General features: G+C 43.4%; 10 protein-coding genes. 7 read left to right on the top strand and 3 right to left on the bottom strand.

Going from position 1 to position 14,951, the window contains the following annotated elements; translation table 11 throughout:
- Nucleotides 1-217 precede the first annotated feature (217 nt).
- The gene (locus AAFP14_RS18100) at nt 218-1,294 is read left to right on the top strand and encodes a branched-chain amino acid ABC transporter permease (protein ID WP_341733624.1); all 1,077 of its coding nucleotides are present in this window, start codon (nt 218-220) and stop codon (nt 1,292-1,294) included.
- Nucleotides 1,295-1,546: 252 nt separating this feature from the next.
- Here AAFP14_RS18100 and AAFP14_RS18105 read toward each other — a convergent pair whose 3' ends face one another.
- Complete coding sequence (locus AAFP14_RS18105; protein ID WP_341733660.1) at nt 1,547-2,167, bottom strand: Uma2 family endonuclease; 621 nt, start codon at nt 2,165-2,167, stop codon at nt 1,547-1,549.
- A 260-nt stretch (nt 2,168-2,427) separates the two neighbouring features.
- Here AAFP14_RS18105 and AAFP14_RS18110 point away from each other — a divergent pair, with 260 nt between their 5' ends.
- The 5 genes from AAFP14_RS18110 to AAFP14_RS18130 all read left to right on the top strand — a co-directional run bounded on the left by AAFP14_RS18110 (nt 2,428) and on the right by AAFP14_RS18130 (nt 7,323).
- Nucleotides 2,428-3,993 carry a branched-chain amino acid ABC transporter permease gene (locus AAFP14_RS18110; RefSeq protein WP_341733625.1) on the top strand — a complete coding sequence of 522 codons (1,566 nt, stop codon included), beginning with the start codon at nt 2,428-2,430 and terminating at the stop codon, nt 3,991-3,993.
- Nucleotides 3,994-4,061: 68 nt separating this feature from the next.
- Nucleotides 4,062-4,901 (top strand): class I SAM-dependent methyltransferase, encoded by an 840-nt coding sequence (locus AAFP14_RS18115; RefSeq protein ID WP_341733626.1) that lies wholly within the window; start codon nt 4,062-4,064, stop codon nt 4,899-4,901.
- 205 nt (nt 4,902-5,106) lie between these two features.
- A complete protein-coding gene (locus tag AAFP14_RS18120) occupies nt 5,107-5,895 on the top strand; it encodes a hypothetical protein (protein ID WP_341733627.1) in 789 nt (262 codons plus the stop codon).
- Complete coding sequence (locus AAFP14_RS18125; RefSeq protein ID WP_341733628.1) at nt 5,892-6,452, top strand: hypothetical protein; 561 nt, start codon at nt 5,892-5,894, stop codon at nt 6,450-6,452. The genes AAFP14_RS18120 and AAFP14_RS18125 overlap by 4 nt, the downstream gene beginning before the upstream one ends.
- Nucleotides 6,453-6,543: 91 nt before the next feature.
- Nucleotides 6,544-7,323, top strand: a complete 780-nt coding sequence (locus AAFP14_RS18130; protein ID WP_341733629.1) for an ABC transporter ATP-binding protein — start codon at nt 6,544-6,546, stop codon at nt 7,321-7,323.
- A 124-nt stretch (nt 7,324-7,447) separates the two neighbouring features.
- On the opposite strand, the gene AAFP14_RS18135 is transcribed toward AAFP14_RS18130, so the two are convergent.
- Entirely contained in the window at nt 7,448-8,311 is an 864-nt protein-coding gene (locus AAFP14_RS18135; protein WP_341733630.1) for a PEP-CTERM sorting domain-containing protein, read from the bottom strand.
- 313 nt (nt 8,312-8,624) lie between these two features.
- On the opposite strand from AAFP14_RS18135, the gene AAFP14_RS18140 reads away from it, so the two are divergent.
- On the top strand, nt 8,625-9,332 hold the full coding sequence (locus AAFP14_RS18140) for an ABC transporter ATP-binding protein (RefSeq protein ID WP_340522994.1): 708 nt from the start codon (nt 8,625-8,627) through the stop codon (nt 9,330-9,332).
- Nucleotides 9,333-9,399: 67 nt separating this feature from the next.
- Here the strand turns inward: AAFP14_RS18140 and AAFP14_RS18145 are convergent, their stop codons facing one another.
- Entirely contained in the window at nt 9,400-14,886 is a 5,487-nt protein-coding gene (locus AAFP14_RS18145) for a response regulator (protein WP_341733631.1), read from the bottom strand.
- Nucleotides 14,887-14,951 lie beyond the last annotated feature (65 nt).

Consider the following 14,951-nt stretch of genomic DNA (forward strand, 5'->3'; position numbering starts at 1 on the left):
TAGTCAGAAGGAAGAAGGAAGAGGGAACAAGAAGGAAGAGGGAAGAGGGAAGAGGGAAGAAGGAAGAGGGAAGAAGGATAATAAAAAATTCTGCATTTTTCCTTTTTCCTCGAATTCCCAATTCCCAATTCCCAATTCCCAATTTCCCATTCCCAATTCCCCATTCCCCATTCCCAATTCCCCATTCCCCATTCCCCATTCCCAATTCCCAATAATTATGAAAAACTGGAAAAGTATTCTCTTATATTTAGGTGTAGCGTATATAGTTTTATTGTTAGGTCCGATCGCCGGATTTGACTTACCCAAGATTATTGGCGAAATAGTCCGCAGCCCAGAAGTGCTGATCCAACAATTGTTAGTGGGTTTGGTCAACGGGGCGCTGATTGCAATTATTGCTTTGGGTTACACGATGGTTTATGGGATTATTGAGTTAATCAATTTTGCTCATGGCGATTTGTATATGTTGGGGGCTTTTGCTTCCCTAACTGTATTTGGGGCTTTTGGGGTTCAAGACGGTGCACCTTTGGGTATTGCGATACCGGTGATGTTAGTCGCTTTAATTGTATGTTCGGTGTTTTGTGCGGGTCTGAATATTGTGGTGGAAAAGTATGCTTATCGACCTTTGCGAAATGCTCCTCGTTTGGCTCCGTTAATTTCAGCGATCGGCGTTTCGTTTATTTTCCAAAACATGGGATTATTTTGGGGAGGATTGAAAGCTTTTTTTCCGGTGATGGGTTCTAATTCGGCTGCGCCGAAAAGTTTTCCCGATTTGTTGCCACGAGTTGATATTCTCAAAGCTATGGGAATTGAAACGACTATTGTATTTACTACTAAAGATTTAATTGTGTTGATAGTAGCTGTGGTATTGATGGTTTTGCTTCATGTTTTCGTGCAGTACACTCGTCTGGGAAAGGCGATGCGGGCAACGGCTCAAAGCCGCGATGCTGCTAAAATTATGGGGATTAATGTGGATCAGATTATTGCTCTAACTTTTTTGATTGGTGGGGCTTTGGCTGGTTCGGCGGGAATTTTGGTTGGTTTGTATAACAATACTATTGTGTTTACGATGGGGTTTACGGCGGGTTTGAGGGCTTTTACGGCGGCGGTTTTGGGGGGGATTGGTAATATTGTGGGGGCGATGTTAGGAGGGGTTTTGATTGGGGTGCTCTCGTCTTTGAGCGATCAGTATTTGTCGAGTCGCTGGACTAATGCTTGGGTGTTTGGGGTTTTGGTGGTGATTTTGGCTTTTCGGCCGGGTGGTTTGTTGGGTGAGAATGTTCAGGAGAAGGTTTGAAGGTACTCTTTTGAAATAATGGCAAGAGACATTTAAGCAGGACTTACGCACTCCGACTAAAGAAACCGGGTTTTTTACCGAATCTGCGGGCTGCAAGAAAGTATTTTCGTAAAAAAACCCGGTTTCTGGGCTACGTGCGTCCAAGGAGTATGCGCGATCGCCTATTATTTATATTGTTTCTGGTTGCATCGGAATGATTTAACCGCAGAGAACACAGAGGACACAGAGGGAGAGAATACAGAGATGAATAATTCAGATGCTACCGGATTTGATATTACTCGATTCCACTATTTTCGGTTCGGTACTAAAGCCTAGTTTAAGCCAGCCAAAAACTTCGCCTAAAGTTAACTGCATTGGCGGCATAAATTCGGGAACCGGAAGTATATCTGTAGGTTCTTGCAAGGAAATCGGCTGCTGCTTTGCTGGATAAGCTAAGATGTTTTTCTCATCGGGATCGAGTAACCAACCCATCTGGCAACCGGCGTTCAAACAGTGCAAAATATTGTTGGTGACTTTGGTTTGGCTTTGGCCTGGGGACAAAATTTCGATCGTCCAGTCTGGGTGAGCATTAAATGTATTGGCAATTTCGCCGTCAGCGTCTAGGGGAATGCGATTCCAAACAAAAATCGCGACATCGGGAACAATCGAACGTCCCCCAAAGGTGCAACGAAGTTCTGGAAATGCCCAAGCAATCCGCTGAGGTTTGCCCACTGCATTAACTGTCGCGATCAGTTCTCCCTGAATTGTACTGTGTTTTCCTTTTGGTCTAGGTTTTTCTAAAATAGCACCGTTGATGTACTCGCTAGCGGGTTTGGTTTCTGGCAGTTGCAAAAACTCGTCTAAGGTGATAGTTTTTTCTGGAGCTTGTACCAGATCGCGATCGCCGGTTTGAAGTGTGTTGCGGTAATAGTCCCAGTATATTTCAAGTTTCGTCGCTTTTGCTGCAACAATCGAACTCAAAAGACTTTAAACTGTAGCTAGTCTGCCAGTTTCCAGAGCAAGCAGTCTAGGGAATTGGTTGACGCAGAAGTTGGCACAGCCCGCGTCAGTCCTATCTATACTGCAACTCCTAGCCTGCTTCTATTGAGCGCAGGACTAATGACTAATAATTAATGACTAATAACTACTGACTAATGACTAATAAAATAATCAAAGCAATTAAATCAAGTGGTCTTTTAGGGGCGATCGCCTCTTTGACTGTACTCCTATTCGGCGGTTGGAGTGGAACTGTCATCGGCTGGCTGATGGGTACGGCTGCGGGCTTTATAGCTGCTCGAGAACAGAAGGCTTATAACCCGAAAATGGGTGCGACCATCGGCAGTTTAGCGGGCTTGGGGTTGGGAGTTTGGCTATTAGTTGCTAGCGTGGTAGAAGGGGTCGTAGTTAGACCTTTTTCTGGTCAATTTGCGGTGGATTTGCCGACTACTTTGCTTTATGGAATTTGCAGTTTGGCGATCGCCATTTTGACCGCTACATTAATGGGTGCGTTGCAGGGTTTACCAAAGGAACGCCAGCGGCAGGCTACTTTGGTGACATTAGCTTTTATTTTAATTCTGTTTCCGTTCATCGATCTTCAGGCGAAAACTGGCTGGATTGCTACTGTAGTACAGATTCAAATCTTTATTATGCTGGCGCTGGGTTTAAACATTACTGTGGGTTTTGCGGGTTTGTTGGATTTGGGATATGCGGCGTTTTTTGCGATCGGCGCTTACACGACGGCTTTGCTATCTTCTGGACAGGTAAATATTGCTTGGAATTTTTGGATAGTTTTGCCGATCGCCGCCGGTGTAGCTGGCATATCGGGGGTAATCCTGGGTATTCCCACCCTGCGACTCAAGGGCGACTATTTGGCAATTGTTACCCTGGGCTTTGGCGAAATTATCCCGGTTGTCTTTAGAAACTTAACCGCGATTCGGATCGATGAACCAGTCTCGAAGATTGTGGCTTCGTTGTTGGGGAAACCAGAGTTGGTGTTATGTCTCGTTGGGTGCGATCGACCTTTCAACCTCACCGGTGGCGAAGCAGGAATAAACCCGATCGGGCGTCCATCTCTCCCCATCATCGGCACTTTCAGCACCGGCAACTACTTTCCCTGGTACTACCTAATTTTACTATTAGTAGTCTTCTCATACTTTATGATTTCCCGACTCCGAGATTCCCGCCTAGGAAGGGCATGGAATGCCATGCGCGAAGATGAATTAGCGGCTAGTGCCATGGGCATTAACCTCGTCAAAACCAAACTTTCGGCTTTTGCAATGGGAGCGACATTTTCGGGGTTTGCAGGCGCATTTTACGCAGCTTATATCAGCGCCATTTTTCCCAGCGTCTTCGATTTTTCCGTTTCGGTAATCATTCTGTGCATGGTAATTTTAGGAGGCTTGGGCAACATGACTGGTGTGATTTTGGGCGGTATTATTATCATGTCAGCCGATCGCCTTTATCTACCCCAACTAGCCCAAGTCCTGAAAGGTTTTCTGAATACTTTTGTACTACCCAGGATTGCAATCCCCCAGTTAGCAGACTTTTTGGCTACCAGTTTAGACCCGATTCAAATGCGTTTATTTCTGTTCGGTTTAACTCTAGTTGTCATGATGATTGTCCGCCCAGAAGGGCTGATTCCCGATAAAATTCATCAAGCTGAACTGCATGATGATGCTGAAGCGAGTAATGAGTCTTTAGCCGATGCCCGAAGTCAATAGTAATATCAATTCTGGTTAATTGCCGATCGCTATTCAACAAAACATCAGACAAGGGGGAAACATCAGCGATGAGTAATAATTTAACTGGGACTGCTTTTATTGTGGCAGAATTTAGAGCCGAAGAAAATGCAGAGACTACTCCTCTTTATACTGACCATGTAGTAAAAATCTGGCTCAATGAAGAAACCAGAAAAATTGCCAGCGAAATAGCTCAAAACTCTCCGGCTGCTAAAGAAATGATTAAATTGCGGACTAAATATTTTGATGATGTTTTGTCCAATCAAATTTTAGCAGGGTGCAAGCAAATCGTTATTTTAGGCTCTGGTTTGGATACTCGCGCTGCTAGAATCAATGGATCGGGAGTGATTTATTTTGAAATAGACGATCGCGCGACACTTGAATTAAAAGAATCCACACTCAAAGCTCATAAAATTACGGCCAATGTTCGCTACATTCCGGGTGATTACGTCCACGATGGTTTAATAACTTTGCTAAGACAGAGTGATTTTGATTTTGAGCAACCTACATATTTTTTGTGGGAAGGTAACACTACCTTAATTGCCAAAAAAAATGTCATCTTTGTATTAGAAACAATTCGCGATAATGTTAAGGATTTTAAATTGTCCTTTGATTATATGTCGGAAAAAGTGATTGCGAGAACCACGGGCTACCAAGATATCAATGATTACATAGATAAATACGAAAGTATGTACACACCGTGGATTACTGGGTTTGAAAATATTGAGACTTTGGCTGACGAACTAAGTCTCAATATTATTGATAACTTCTCAACTGCCGAGTTGCACCAACAATATCGCCCTCAAGGTTCGTTAGCATCTAATCTTTTCAATTTCTACTTTGTTTGTACCTTAGAAAATGCAGTAGGCTGTGTCAGTCCTGAGATTTGACTCAACTCAAACAATATTCTGCTGACGCACCTTAGCAGAGTAAAGGCGATCGCACTTTGCTGCGCCCTAACGCCTGCAAAAGTATTTGCCAATGTGTCTCAGGCAGGCTAAAATAGGAATTAACAAGCTTGACCGTCACGTCAGCAGGATTAGCCATCCTCTATATCGTAGGGTCAAGGTGGCATCGCTCCAATTATTTAAAGCTATGACTTTAGCGACAAAACAAATCATTGACCAAAGCAATGACACCGAAGAAATTAAGGGAGTTGGAGAACAATTTGCAGCGATACAACAATCCTTAGAAAAAGCATTCCAATCTCAAGATGCTCTGGCACCAGAGGAGGCTCTTACAGATTGGCTGTCAATCTATAACCTTTATCTCTATATTGAAATTGAATCAGAAACCAATCGTGTACAGAGATTTAAAAGCTTAGAAGAACTTGAACTTAGAGTCGAAGCATTTAAGACAAAGTACAAAGACTTGGCCCCGAAGGAAGCTGTTGATGGCATAGAAAAGGTGCAACTTTGGGCTAAAATATCTAGAAAAATGATATCTTCCAAAGTTTATACGCTTGCTGCATCTGTTGAAGACAACGAAGTAAAACAACTAGGATTATTTTACACAGGACTCATCGATTTATTAGAGATTGCAGAAAATTATCTCAGCTTCTTTACGCAAAGAGGTCGCGAATTAGTCAAAGCTCTAGCTCAGACAGTAATCAGCTATCAAACATTTGAAGATTATGCAAAGAAAAGACCAGCAGATGAAATCACCAGCGGAGCCATAAGCATAAGAAATGCAGCCAAAGCAATTTTATGGGAAATCGAGCGGTCCGATCGCAAAATTTTCTCGTATAAATCACTCTATGAAGAAGCCAACCATGCACTAAAAACAGATGAGAAAGAAGAACTTCTTAAAACTCTGCGTTGCTGGCGTGAAGAGGACATCAACGAGCTTGAAAAGCTATCGGAAAACAAGCAACCTAACTCATGACTAAGTTGATTTTTTTAGATACGGGTGTCGTCGGAAAACTCATACATCCCCTTGTCGATCAAAGCAAAACTAGGTTGGCTCAAAACACTCAAAGCGAAGTTAAAGAATCGATTCGAGAAGCAATTGAATGCAATGAATGGTTAGAGACGCTAATAAATAAAGAATATTCTATAGCTATATCCGAAATCGTAAACTATGAAGCAAGGCGCGAGCATATCAGACGAATCCGCGATCGCAAATCTCAACCTGAAGAGAAACAAAAAGCTCTTAAAGCTATTCAAAGGCTAGATGCACTAATCACAAAAAAAGGAGTTGCATATTTTCCAGTTACTTGCGAAGAAGGCAACGTCATGCAAGAAGCGGCTGAGCTATGGGCTTTTGCACGCAATAATTCTTATTTTGCCTACGATGCAGACTTAATCATAGCTGCTCAAGCCGTCATTATTAAGAGAATAGGAATAGATGTAATTATTGCCACAACTGATACCGAAGACTTTAACCGATTGCTGAAACAGCACCAGATTGAAGCTAGGCGCTGGAGAGATATTAAACCTTAGCTGAACAGTCATTTAATTTTCCACCTTTTTGTCCTGAAACTCAAAAAGCAAATCTCTAACAACCAAACTAAAATCAGGAAATAGAACCAAAATGTCATTATTAGAAGCACAGCAACTTACCATGCGATTCGGTGGCTTGACTGCCGTAAATCAGGTCAGCTTAACTTTAGAAAAAGGGTCGATCGCCAGTTTGATCGGCCCCAACGGTGCAGGTAAAACCACATTTTTTAATATGCTGACGGGCATTTATAAACCAAGTGCCGGTCAGTTGGTACTGGAAAATAAAAATATTACAGGCTTACCGCCCGATCGCCTGACAACTTTTGGCATTGCTAGAACCTTTCAAAATATCCGTTTGTTTAACAACATGACTGTTTTGGATAATGTGCTAGTAGGTAGACACTGCCGCTTAAAAACAGGTTTATTGGGTGCAATTCTCCGCCCTCCCACTGTGACTTTGGAGGAACGGGAAGCTAAGAAAAAAGCCTTGACGATGCTGGAATTTGTCGGCTTAGGTGCTGCGAAAGCCCCGGAGTTGGCAAAAAACCTTTCCTACGGCGACCAGCGTAGATTGGAAATTGCTAGGGCTTTGGCATCAGACCCGAAAGTTTTGCTTTTAGATGAACCGACTGCGGGGATGAATCCGAACGAAACAGCCGATTTAACTCGCTTTATTTACCGGATTCGGGATGAGTTGGATTTGAGTATTTTGCTAATTGAACATGATATGAAAGTGGTGATGGGAATTAGCGATCGCGTCAGTGTTATGGAATATGGCACTAAAATTGCAGAGGGAACTCCGGCAGAAGTTCGCGCTAATCCTCGCGTGATTGAGGCATATTTAGGAAAAGAAGAAGATGCTAACGGGTAATAGTTCGACGAGTTGAATTGCCAAAATAATTAGGACGGGTTCGCCTGCCCATCCTAAAATCTTATTACCACAAATTTTGCAATGTTCTCTGCGGACTTTACAGACTTATGTTGTGGGATTTTTGCTAAACTTTTGAGGGGATTTCAGATAATTTATTCTTGAGTTTTAGCGCCCTGACCAAGAATCCGAAAAACAGTGCCGTACCTAATATTGTACTAGGTTCTGGAACTGCTTCTGCTGGTGCTTCTGCTTGTACTTCTGCAAAATTGTTCTGAATTTCTACTAATCTTAAGCTAGTCGCGCTGTCGAAGGTCCGTGAATACCTCCACAAAGAAGTAAACAGGACGCCTTCTATAGTGTTTCCTGGTGCGTAAGGTGGTCTTAAAGTTAATTTAATTGCACCGAAATCGAAGTTGTCGCTGCTTCTGTACAGGTTCCGAGTAAAGCCCTGAGAAGAGTTTAAATCACCAGACATCTGAAAAGAATCTAATAAAATGTTGGTAACAGTGTCAATCAACCCTAAAAATATACTTCCCCTGGCAATAGCGCGTTCAGATTGGCGGTTGTCAACTGATGCAAAAAGATTTAAATCTGTGATAGCACCGAAGGAAAAAGTTTCTTTGGCATTAATGTAGAAGTCGCCGATAACTGTTGCTTGACTTTGGGCTGAACCTGTATAGTTGCTGCCGGTGCCTGTGACTTCACTGTTGGAGAGGTTTGTAGCCAGCAATTGCTGACAGTTAGATATAAAAGCTGGATCGGCGCTGGCTTGGTTAATCACAACACCGTTGTTAGCTATCCTCGAAGTGTTAGTGTCAGTAGATGTATCTGTCTCTGTCGGTCTGTGACTGAAGTTCTTAATGCTTATTTGTGCGGTAGAACCTGCTCTTGTAGCAGCACTGCTGGGCGCGATACCTACAGTCAAGCTGCTGACTAAAGGCGTTGCTAATAAAAATGCGATCGCTCCAGTGCTGTGATTTAATTTCATGGCGGATATCCTAAAATTTGTACTTTTTTTAGTGCTGTGATTCTTTTGTTTTGTACTGGTTGGTTGTACTTACGTATTAATATTATGTCTTGAATGAGATATTTTTGTAAAGCTACCGTCAAGAAATCATTTGTTTTATTAAAAGTTCTGTAAAGCAGGTGGCTACAACTTATCAAAATACCTGGATTCAAAGCTATTGCTGGGTGTTGATTTAAGTAAAAATACTGTCTACTATAAAAAAGGTTAATTGTAAATTAATGCAATAAAAATTTATAATTAGTCTGGATAATATAACAAAGGAGAAAGAGTAATTATGTTGGAAATCAAAGACATTCACACCTACTACGGAAATATTCACGCCCTCAAAGGAGTATCGCTAACAGTCTCTCAGGGAGAAGTTGTGACATTAATCGGTAGCAATGGGGCTGGGAAAACTACAACTCTCCGCACGATTCAAGGGCTGTTGCGCCCACGCCAAGGTACTGTGTTATTTGAAGGGAAGCCTTTGGAATCGCTGTCTACAGAAGCAATTGTCCGTTTGGGCATTTCTCAAAGTCCAGAAGGACGGCTAATTTTCCCGCGCATGACAGTACAAGAAAACCTAGAAATGGGTGCTTATCTCCGTAATGATACTCTCGGTATTAAATCAGACATGGAAAAAGCATTAAATTTATTTCCCCGTTTGCGAGAAAGAATTAGTCAAAAAGGCGGTACTCTTAGCGGTGGTGAACAGCAAATGTTGGCGATCGGTCGCGCTTTGATGTCCCGCCCCCGTCTGTTATTATTGGATGAGCCGAGTATGGGACTCGCACCGATGTTAGTTAGTCAAATTTTTGCGATCGTCCGCGATATTAATGCTCAAGGTACAACTATTTTACTCGTAGAACAAAATGCCCGTATGGCTTTAAGTGTAGCTCATCGCGGTTATGTTATCCAAACAGGTCAAGTTGTAGTCGCCGGTACTGCTAGCGATTTGCAGTCCAATGAAACTGTCCGCAAAGCATATTTAGGTGAAAGTTAAATAGTGATATTTGTGATTGGTTCTTTGTGATTGGTTCTTTAACAAATAACCAATCACAAATAACCAATTACCCAATGGGCGATCGCAATTTCCGCCTCTCCAACTCCCGTTCAAAAGCCACGCGCACCTTTTCCCACTCCACTTCCGCTTCAAACAGCCAATCGCGGGCTATTCCAACATCAAAAGTCTGGCTTCCTCCCGACTCTACTGCTGCACGGCTAATCGACTCCAACTCCTTGCAAACTTCCGAAAAAGACACCGCTCCCAAATTAGCACTACTAGACTTTAGCGTGTGAGAAGCCAGCTTCAAACTGTCAGCATCGTTACTAGAAATAGCCTCTTTCATTGCTTCTAAGTGTCGCGGTGCATCTAACAAATAGATATTAATTAAATCTGCCAAAAAATTGGGATCGTCATCATCATCAAGCTCGCTGAGATTTTGTAAAATCTGAAAATCTATCGGCGAAACATTTTCTGTTCTAACAAGAGAAGAACCAGTCCCATAGCCACTTTCTAATTTGCGAGGGACACTGCCATTTTTGGACTCATTAACCGCAGTCACTCCATCCCGATTGAGAGGTTGACATTTACTCAAGGCGATCGCCAACTCTTCCCGACGGACAGGTTTAGTAATATAATCATCCATCCCCGCTGCTATACATTTTTCGCGATCGCCCTGCATCGCATTAGCAGTCATAGCAATAATTCTCGGCTTTTGGTGAGCCGGGAATTCCCGACAGATATGGCGCGTCGCTTCCAATCCATCCATTTCCGGCATCTGCACATCCATCAGCACAACATCGTAAGATTTTCGCTTCAGAATCTCCAAAACCTGCAACCCATTACCAGCAATATCAGCCCGATATCCTATCCTATCGAGCAAATGTGTTGCTACTTTTTGATTTACCACATTGTCCTCTGCCAACAAAATCCGAATCTGATCTATCTTCGATCCATCCGGGGAGGAAATCGCTCCCTGTCTCAACACCAAAGGAGTTGGCTGCACGCGCTGTTGTGTCTGGGAATTTTCAAAATACTGCAATCTTGAAGTCAAAGTTGCCACACTTGAAACATCCCCCCGGCCATTTCTGGCAGTAACATAGCCAAAAACTTGCACCAAAACATTATAAAACTGAGACTGTTTCAGAGGCTTAGTTAAAAAAGCAGCAAAATGCACTTCTGTAGTTTCAAGTTTTTTCCAAACTTCCGCCTTACTCAAATAAGTAAATAGCACCAAAGGCAGTGGAGTTTTCTGATTACTTTGAATATTTATCCCATTCCTATCTAGGCCTTCACTGTCGGCCAAAAAATTGCGCATTTCAAGTTTCCGAATTTCCACAGCCAAGGCAACACCATCCATATCTGATAAATTCATTGCCAAAATAGCCAAATCTATCTCGGAATTCAGTTGAATTATTTCCAACGCCTCAGCGGCAGAAGTTGCCGTCACGGGTATCATGCCCCAAGACTCAGCCTGGGCAATCAAAACTTGCCGATTAATTTCATGATTTTCCACAATTAACAGACGTTTCCCTATCACAAAATCCGGCTGTTTTTCCTCCGCACTACCTTCGATCGCTTCCGCCATCAGCGTAAAATAAAAAATGGAACCCGTTCCCGATATCGACGGCTCTACAAATTCCGCAGGCGCTTGTCCCACCACACTTTTTCTCAACTCAGGCAGTGATGTTTGGAAATTACTATTTGGCCTAGATACCTGACTAAAAACCCACATTTTACCAGACATCATATCGCTGAGCCGCTGACTGATTGCCAGTCCCAAACCCGTGCCGCCGTATTGTCGAGTAGTTGAAGCATCGACTTGTGAAAAAGCTTTAAACAGCCGATCCATCCGGTCTGGTGGAATGCCTATTCCCGTATCTTGGACAGCGAATTGAATTTCGTATTGTTTATTAACTGTTAAGTCTTCCGGGTTAATTACGAACTGTTCTTGTTCTAAACTCTTTTCATCTAAGGGCGAATTTCCCGCAGCACAGGGATGAATTTCTCTAGCGGTACAACGTACTACTATTTCTCCTGATTCGGTAAATTTAACGGCATTACCTAACAAATTCACTAAGATTTGGCGCAGTCTCGTGACATCGCCTAAAATCTTTTTAGGAACTGAAGAGTCGATCAAGTAAGCTAATTCTAAGCCTTTTTCCGAAGCTTTCGGGGCGAGCAATTCTAGAGATTCTTCTATACAGTTTTGTAATTCAAAAGGATGTTTTTCTAAATCTAATTTACCCGATTCTATTTTGGAAAAATCGAGGATGTCGTTAATAATAGTCAGTAAAGCATCGCCACTACTGCGAATCGTTTCGACAAAATCCCGCTGTTCAGGAGTCAGTGCCATGTCTAGCAGCAAACCAGTCATGCCAATTACTGCATTCATGGGAGTGCGGATTTCGTGACTCATGGTAGCTAAAAATTCGCTCTTGGCTTGGTTAGCAACTTCCGCTGCTTGTCGGGCTTGATCTAAAGCTTCATTTTGCTCTGCTAGTTGCTGCTGTCGCTCAACTTCTGTTTCTAAAAGCTTTGCTTGAGCTAAAGTAATGCCGACTTGAGCGGCAACATCTTCTAAAAGTTCTATTTCGTCTGGATTCCATTGACGAGTTGCATCGCACTGGTGCAAAGTAATAATTCCGTTGGGTTTGTTTTGATAGGAAGTGCGAACTGCTAACATCGACTTCAGTCCGATGCGGCGACACATGGGTACTGAGGATTCCAGCAAAGGATCGGCAAACACATCGGGAGATGCTAGGGCTACATCTTCCGAAAGTAGTTTTTCGGTATAGGGGTTGTAAGTTACAGAGAGTTCTAAATCTAAAGCTGATTCGTAGGCTGGTTCTAAGTATTCTGCGACGCAAGGAAGGTGGGGATAGGGTTCGACTAGATAGGTGTGAATTGTACAGCGATTGACACCAAATACGCGGCCGATTTGGGTGGCGGTTGTTTGGACAATTTCTTGGGTATCTAAGGTCGATCGCACTTTTTGAGTGATTTGTTTGAGCAACAAAACCCGCTGGTATTGCCGCTGCAAAGTTAGCTCTCGTTCCTCGCGGGCAATTTCCGAGCCGATGTAATTCCCCATCAACTTTAAAATTTCTAAATTGAGGGGTTTGACAGGAGGTTTAGCGGTGCGGGATGTAAAGCTCAAGGTGCCAAAAACTCGGCCGCCTACCATTACCCGCGTACCCATAAATGCCTCCAGCCGACGCACTGTGTATGCCGGGTGGTGTCGCCACTGAGTAGTACCCGCGGATTCGATGGAAATGGGTTCTGGCGATCGCAATACCTCTCGTTCAAAAGTTCTACTTAAAGCAAAACCGTCTCCTTTAGCAAATCCGAAGGGAAAATCTTCTGGTAAATAAGCCGCCATCACTTCGTAGCGATCGCCCAAAACCCTTCCCAACAGCCCAATATCCATGCCAAACTGACTGCAACCCATTGCCAGCAGCCGCGCCGTGCGCTCATCAAAGGAGCCTTGAGAGCTCACCATTACCTCGTAGAGCGATCGAATTGCTCTTTCACTTTCCCGCAGTTCCTCAACCCCTTCGACACGGCGGCTGACATCATGCAAAGTCCCCAAAATGCCAACAATTTCACCTTCGGAATTCAGTCTCGCCTGGGCAAATATTTCCACTGAAATAAAGCCGGAACAACTTTTATTGTCTAACTCATCAAAACCGATAGGATACCTTTTCAAAAATTGCACTTCTCGCCGATGAAATTCTGACTTGCGCGCCACCAAAGAATCGAATAATTTGGCACACTGCTGTCGCTCATTGATGTGTATCCAATCTAAAAAATGAGTTTGTAAACTTTCTGCTACTGAATAACCAGTCATGTCAGTCCAAGCACGGCTCAGAAAGGTCCAAACCCCTCGCACATCCATCTGAAAAATTACAGTTGCTTTCAGAGAGTCAAATATTTCTGATTGCTGCTGCTCGCTTTCGCGGAGTTTTACCTCTAACTCCTTCTTTTGAGTAATATCTGTATGAGTTCCCACCATCCGCAGTGGTTTTCCCTCAGCATTTCGCAAAACTTGACCCCGGTTGAGCACCCAAATAATGCTACCGTCTTTGGATTGCATCCGGTATTCTGTTACAAACTCCGCTGTTTTTCCTGCTAGGTGATCTTCTACAACTGCTTTGACTAAATCTAGATCTTCGGGGTAAATTCGGCTCCACCATTCGGAACTGCGGTGGTCGATTTCACTTTCAGAGTAACCCAGCATTTCTTTCCAGCGATCGGAATAAAAACACTCATCAGTTTCAATATTCCAATTCCAAATCCCTTGATTGTTAATTTGAAGCGCCAGATTTGCTAGGTCGGAACTTTTTTGAGAGATTTGTTCAATTTCTTGGCGATGCACCGCCGCCATTTTTATTTGTGCAGATAGTTTTTTATATTGGGTGCTGGTAGATTCTAGCTGGCGCTGCAAAGCGATTAAACCCGAATGCAGAGATTTTGAATCCAGGGCTTGCAATAGGATGGTTTTAGGATTAACAATACCGATCGGGTGACTATTTTCGTTGACAACTAATAAAGGCAGTTGGCAGTAGGTTTTTTGCAAAAGACCAATGGCTGTTTCCAGAGTTTGGTAAGGCCGTACCAGGGCTGGCGGGCTGCTGCAAACCGTTCCCGCTTTAGTTTGGTTAGAGTCTATTCCCAGTGCTTGCAACAGCACAATATCGCGGGTACTGACCACCCCAAGCAGCTTGTTGTTGGTAAATTTTGAATTTTGAGTCGTCCCCGTCCCATTTTGTTCAGCGGTTTCGGTGATCAATACATAGTTAACATTGTTTCTGAACATCAGTTGCGCCAAGTAACGAACTGAAGCACTAGCCGGAGCATGAATAATCCGGGAGGCAGCGATGCGAGGGATTTGATAAAGTTTAATTGAGTTAGCTGGCAACTCTAATTTCGGATGCAAAGTTGGCGCTGGCGGAGGGGGTGTCAATACAGTTTGAGGTGACGAAACGCTACTCACTGGTTTTTTTTTCGAGTTCCCAGCATCCTGTAACATTTGTAGCAAGCTTTGAGTGCTAATAATACCAACAAGTTCGTCAACTTCGCTGACGATGGGCAAGTGGCCTATTTGGTTTTTTTCCAGCAAACTTCCCAAAGCGAAAATGTCGGTAATTTGCGATTCTCTGGCTACAGTTACCGTTCTGATCATAATTTGTTCGATCGCAAATCCTTTTAAAGAAGCCCCGATCGAATTTAGCTGTACAATATCTCTTTCTGTGAGGATACCCAGCACCGGCCCATCAGCCGGATAGGTTGGTTTTGAGTTGTTGAGACTCCGCCCATTTAAGTCTGAGTGTACCGGACGCGGTACGGTATCGTAAAAACCTAAATTTTTCCTTGCTGGTGCTGCTTTCGGGTCCGTCCAAGTTTCTCGTTGAAAATTCCCGTGCTGTTCTAGCACTAGCACGTAACTCGCCCCTGTGCGACTCATCAGTTCGATCGCCTCTTCTATGGGTGTCTGAGGCGTTACAATGAGGGGATTGCGGTTAATTACCTGATTGAGGGAGGGAATAAACATCAGGGGGCATAGGAGTGATATTGGTTAGAAAACCGCGACATCGTAAAGGTTCAGATATTTGGCCG

Source organism: Microcoleus sp. EPA2, assembly GCA_020882975.1.
Lineage (GTDB): Bacteria > Cyanobacteriota > Cyanobacteriia > Cyanobacteriales > Microcoleaceae > Microcoleus.

What these genes read in the sequence shown, in the direction of transcription:
- AAFP14_RS18100 (WP_341733624.1), top strand. Translation starts at nt 218, where the DNA reads ATGAAAAACTGGAAAAGTATTCTCTTATATTTAGGTGTAGCGTATATA.
- AAFP14_RS18110 (WP_341733625.1), top strand. Translation starts at nt 2,428, where the DNA reads ATGACTAATAAAATAATCAAAGCAATTAAATCAAGTGGTCTTTTAGGG.
- AAFP14_RS18115 (WP_341733626.1), top strand. Translation starts at nt 4,062, where the DNA reads ATGAGTAATAATTTAACTGGGACTGCTTTTATTGTGGCAGAATTTAGA.
- AAFP14_RS18120 (WP_341733627.1), top strand. Translation starts at nt 5,107, where the DNA reads ATGACTTTAGCGACAAAACAAATCATTGACCAAAGCAATGACACCGAA.
- AAFP14_RS18125 (WP_341733628.1), top strand. Translation starts at nt 5,892, where the DNA reads ATGACTAAGTTGATTTTTTTAGATACGGGTGTCGTCGGAAAACTCATA.
- AAFP14_RS18130 (WP_341733629.1), top strand. Translation starts at nt 6,544, where the DNA reads ATGTCATTATTAGAAGCACAGCAACTTACCATGCGATTCGGTGGCTTG.
- AAFP14_RS18135 (WP_341733630.1), bottom strand. Translation starts at nt 8,311, where the DNA reads ATGAAATTAAATCACAGCACTGGAGCGATCGCATTTTTATTAGCAACG.
- AAFP14_RS18140 (WP_340522994.1), top strand. Translation starts at nt 8,625, where the DNA reads ATGTTGGAAATCAAAGACATTCACACCTACTACGGAAATATTCACGCC.
- AAFP14_RS18145 (WP_341733631.1), bottom strand. Translation starts at nt 14,886, where the DNA reads ATGTTTATTCCCTCCCTCAATCAGGTAATTAACCGCAATCCCCTCATT.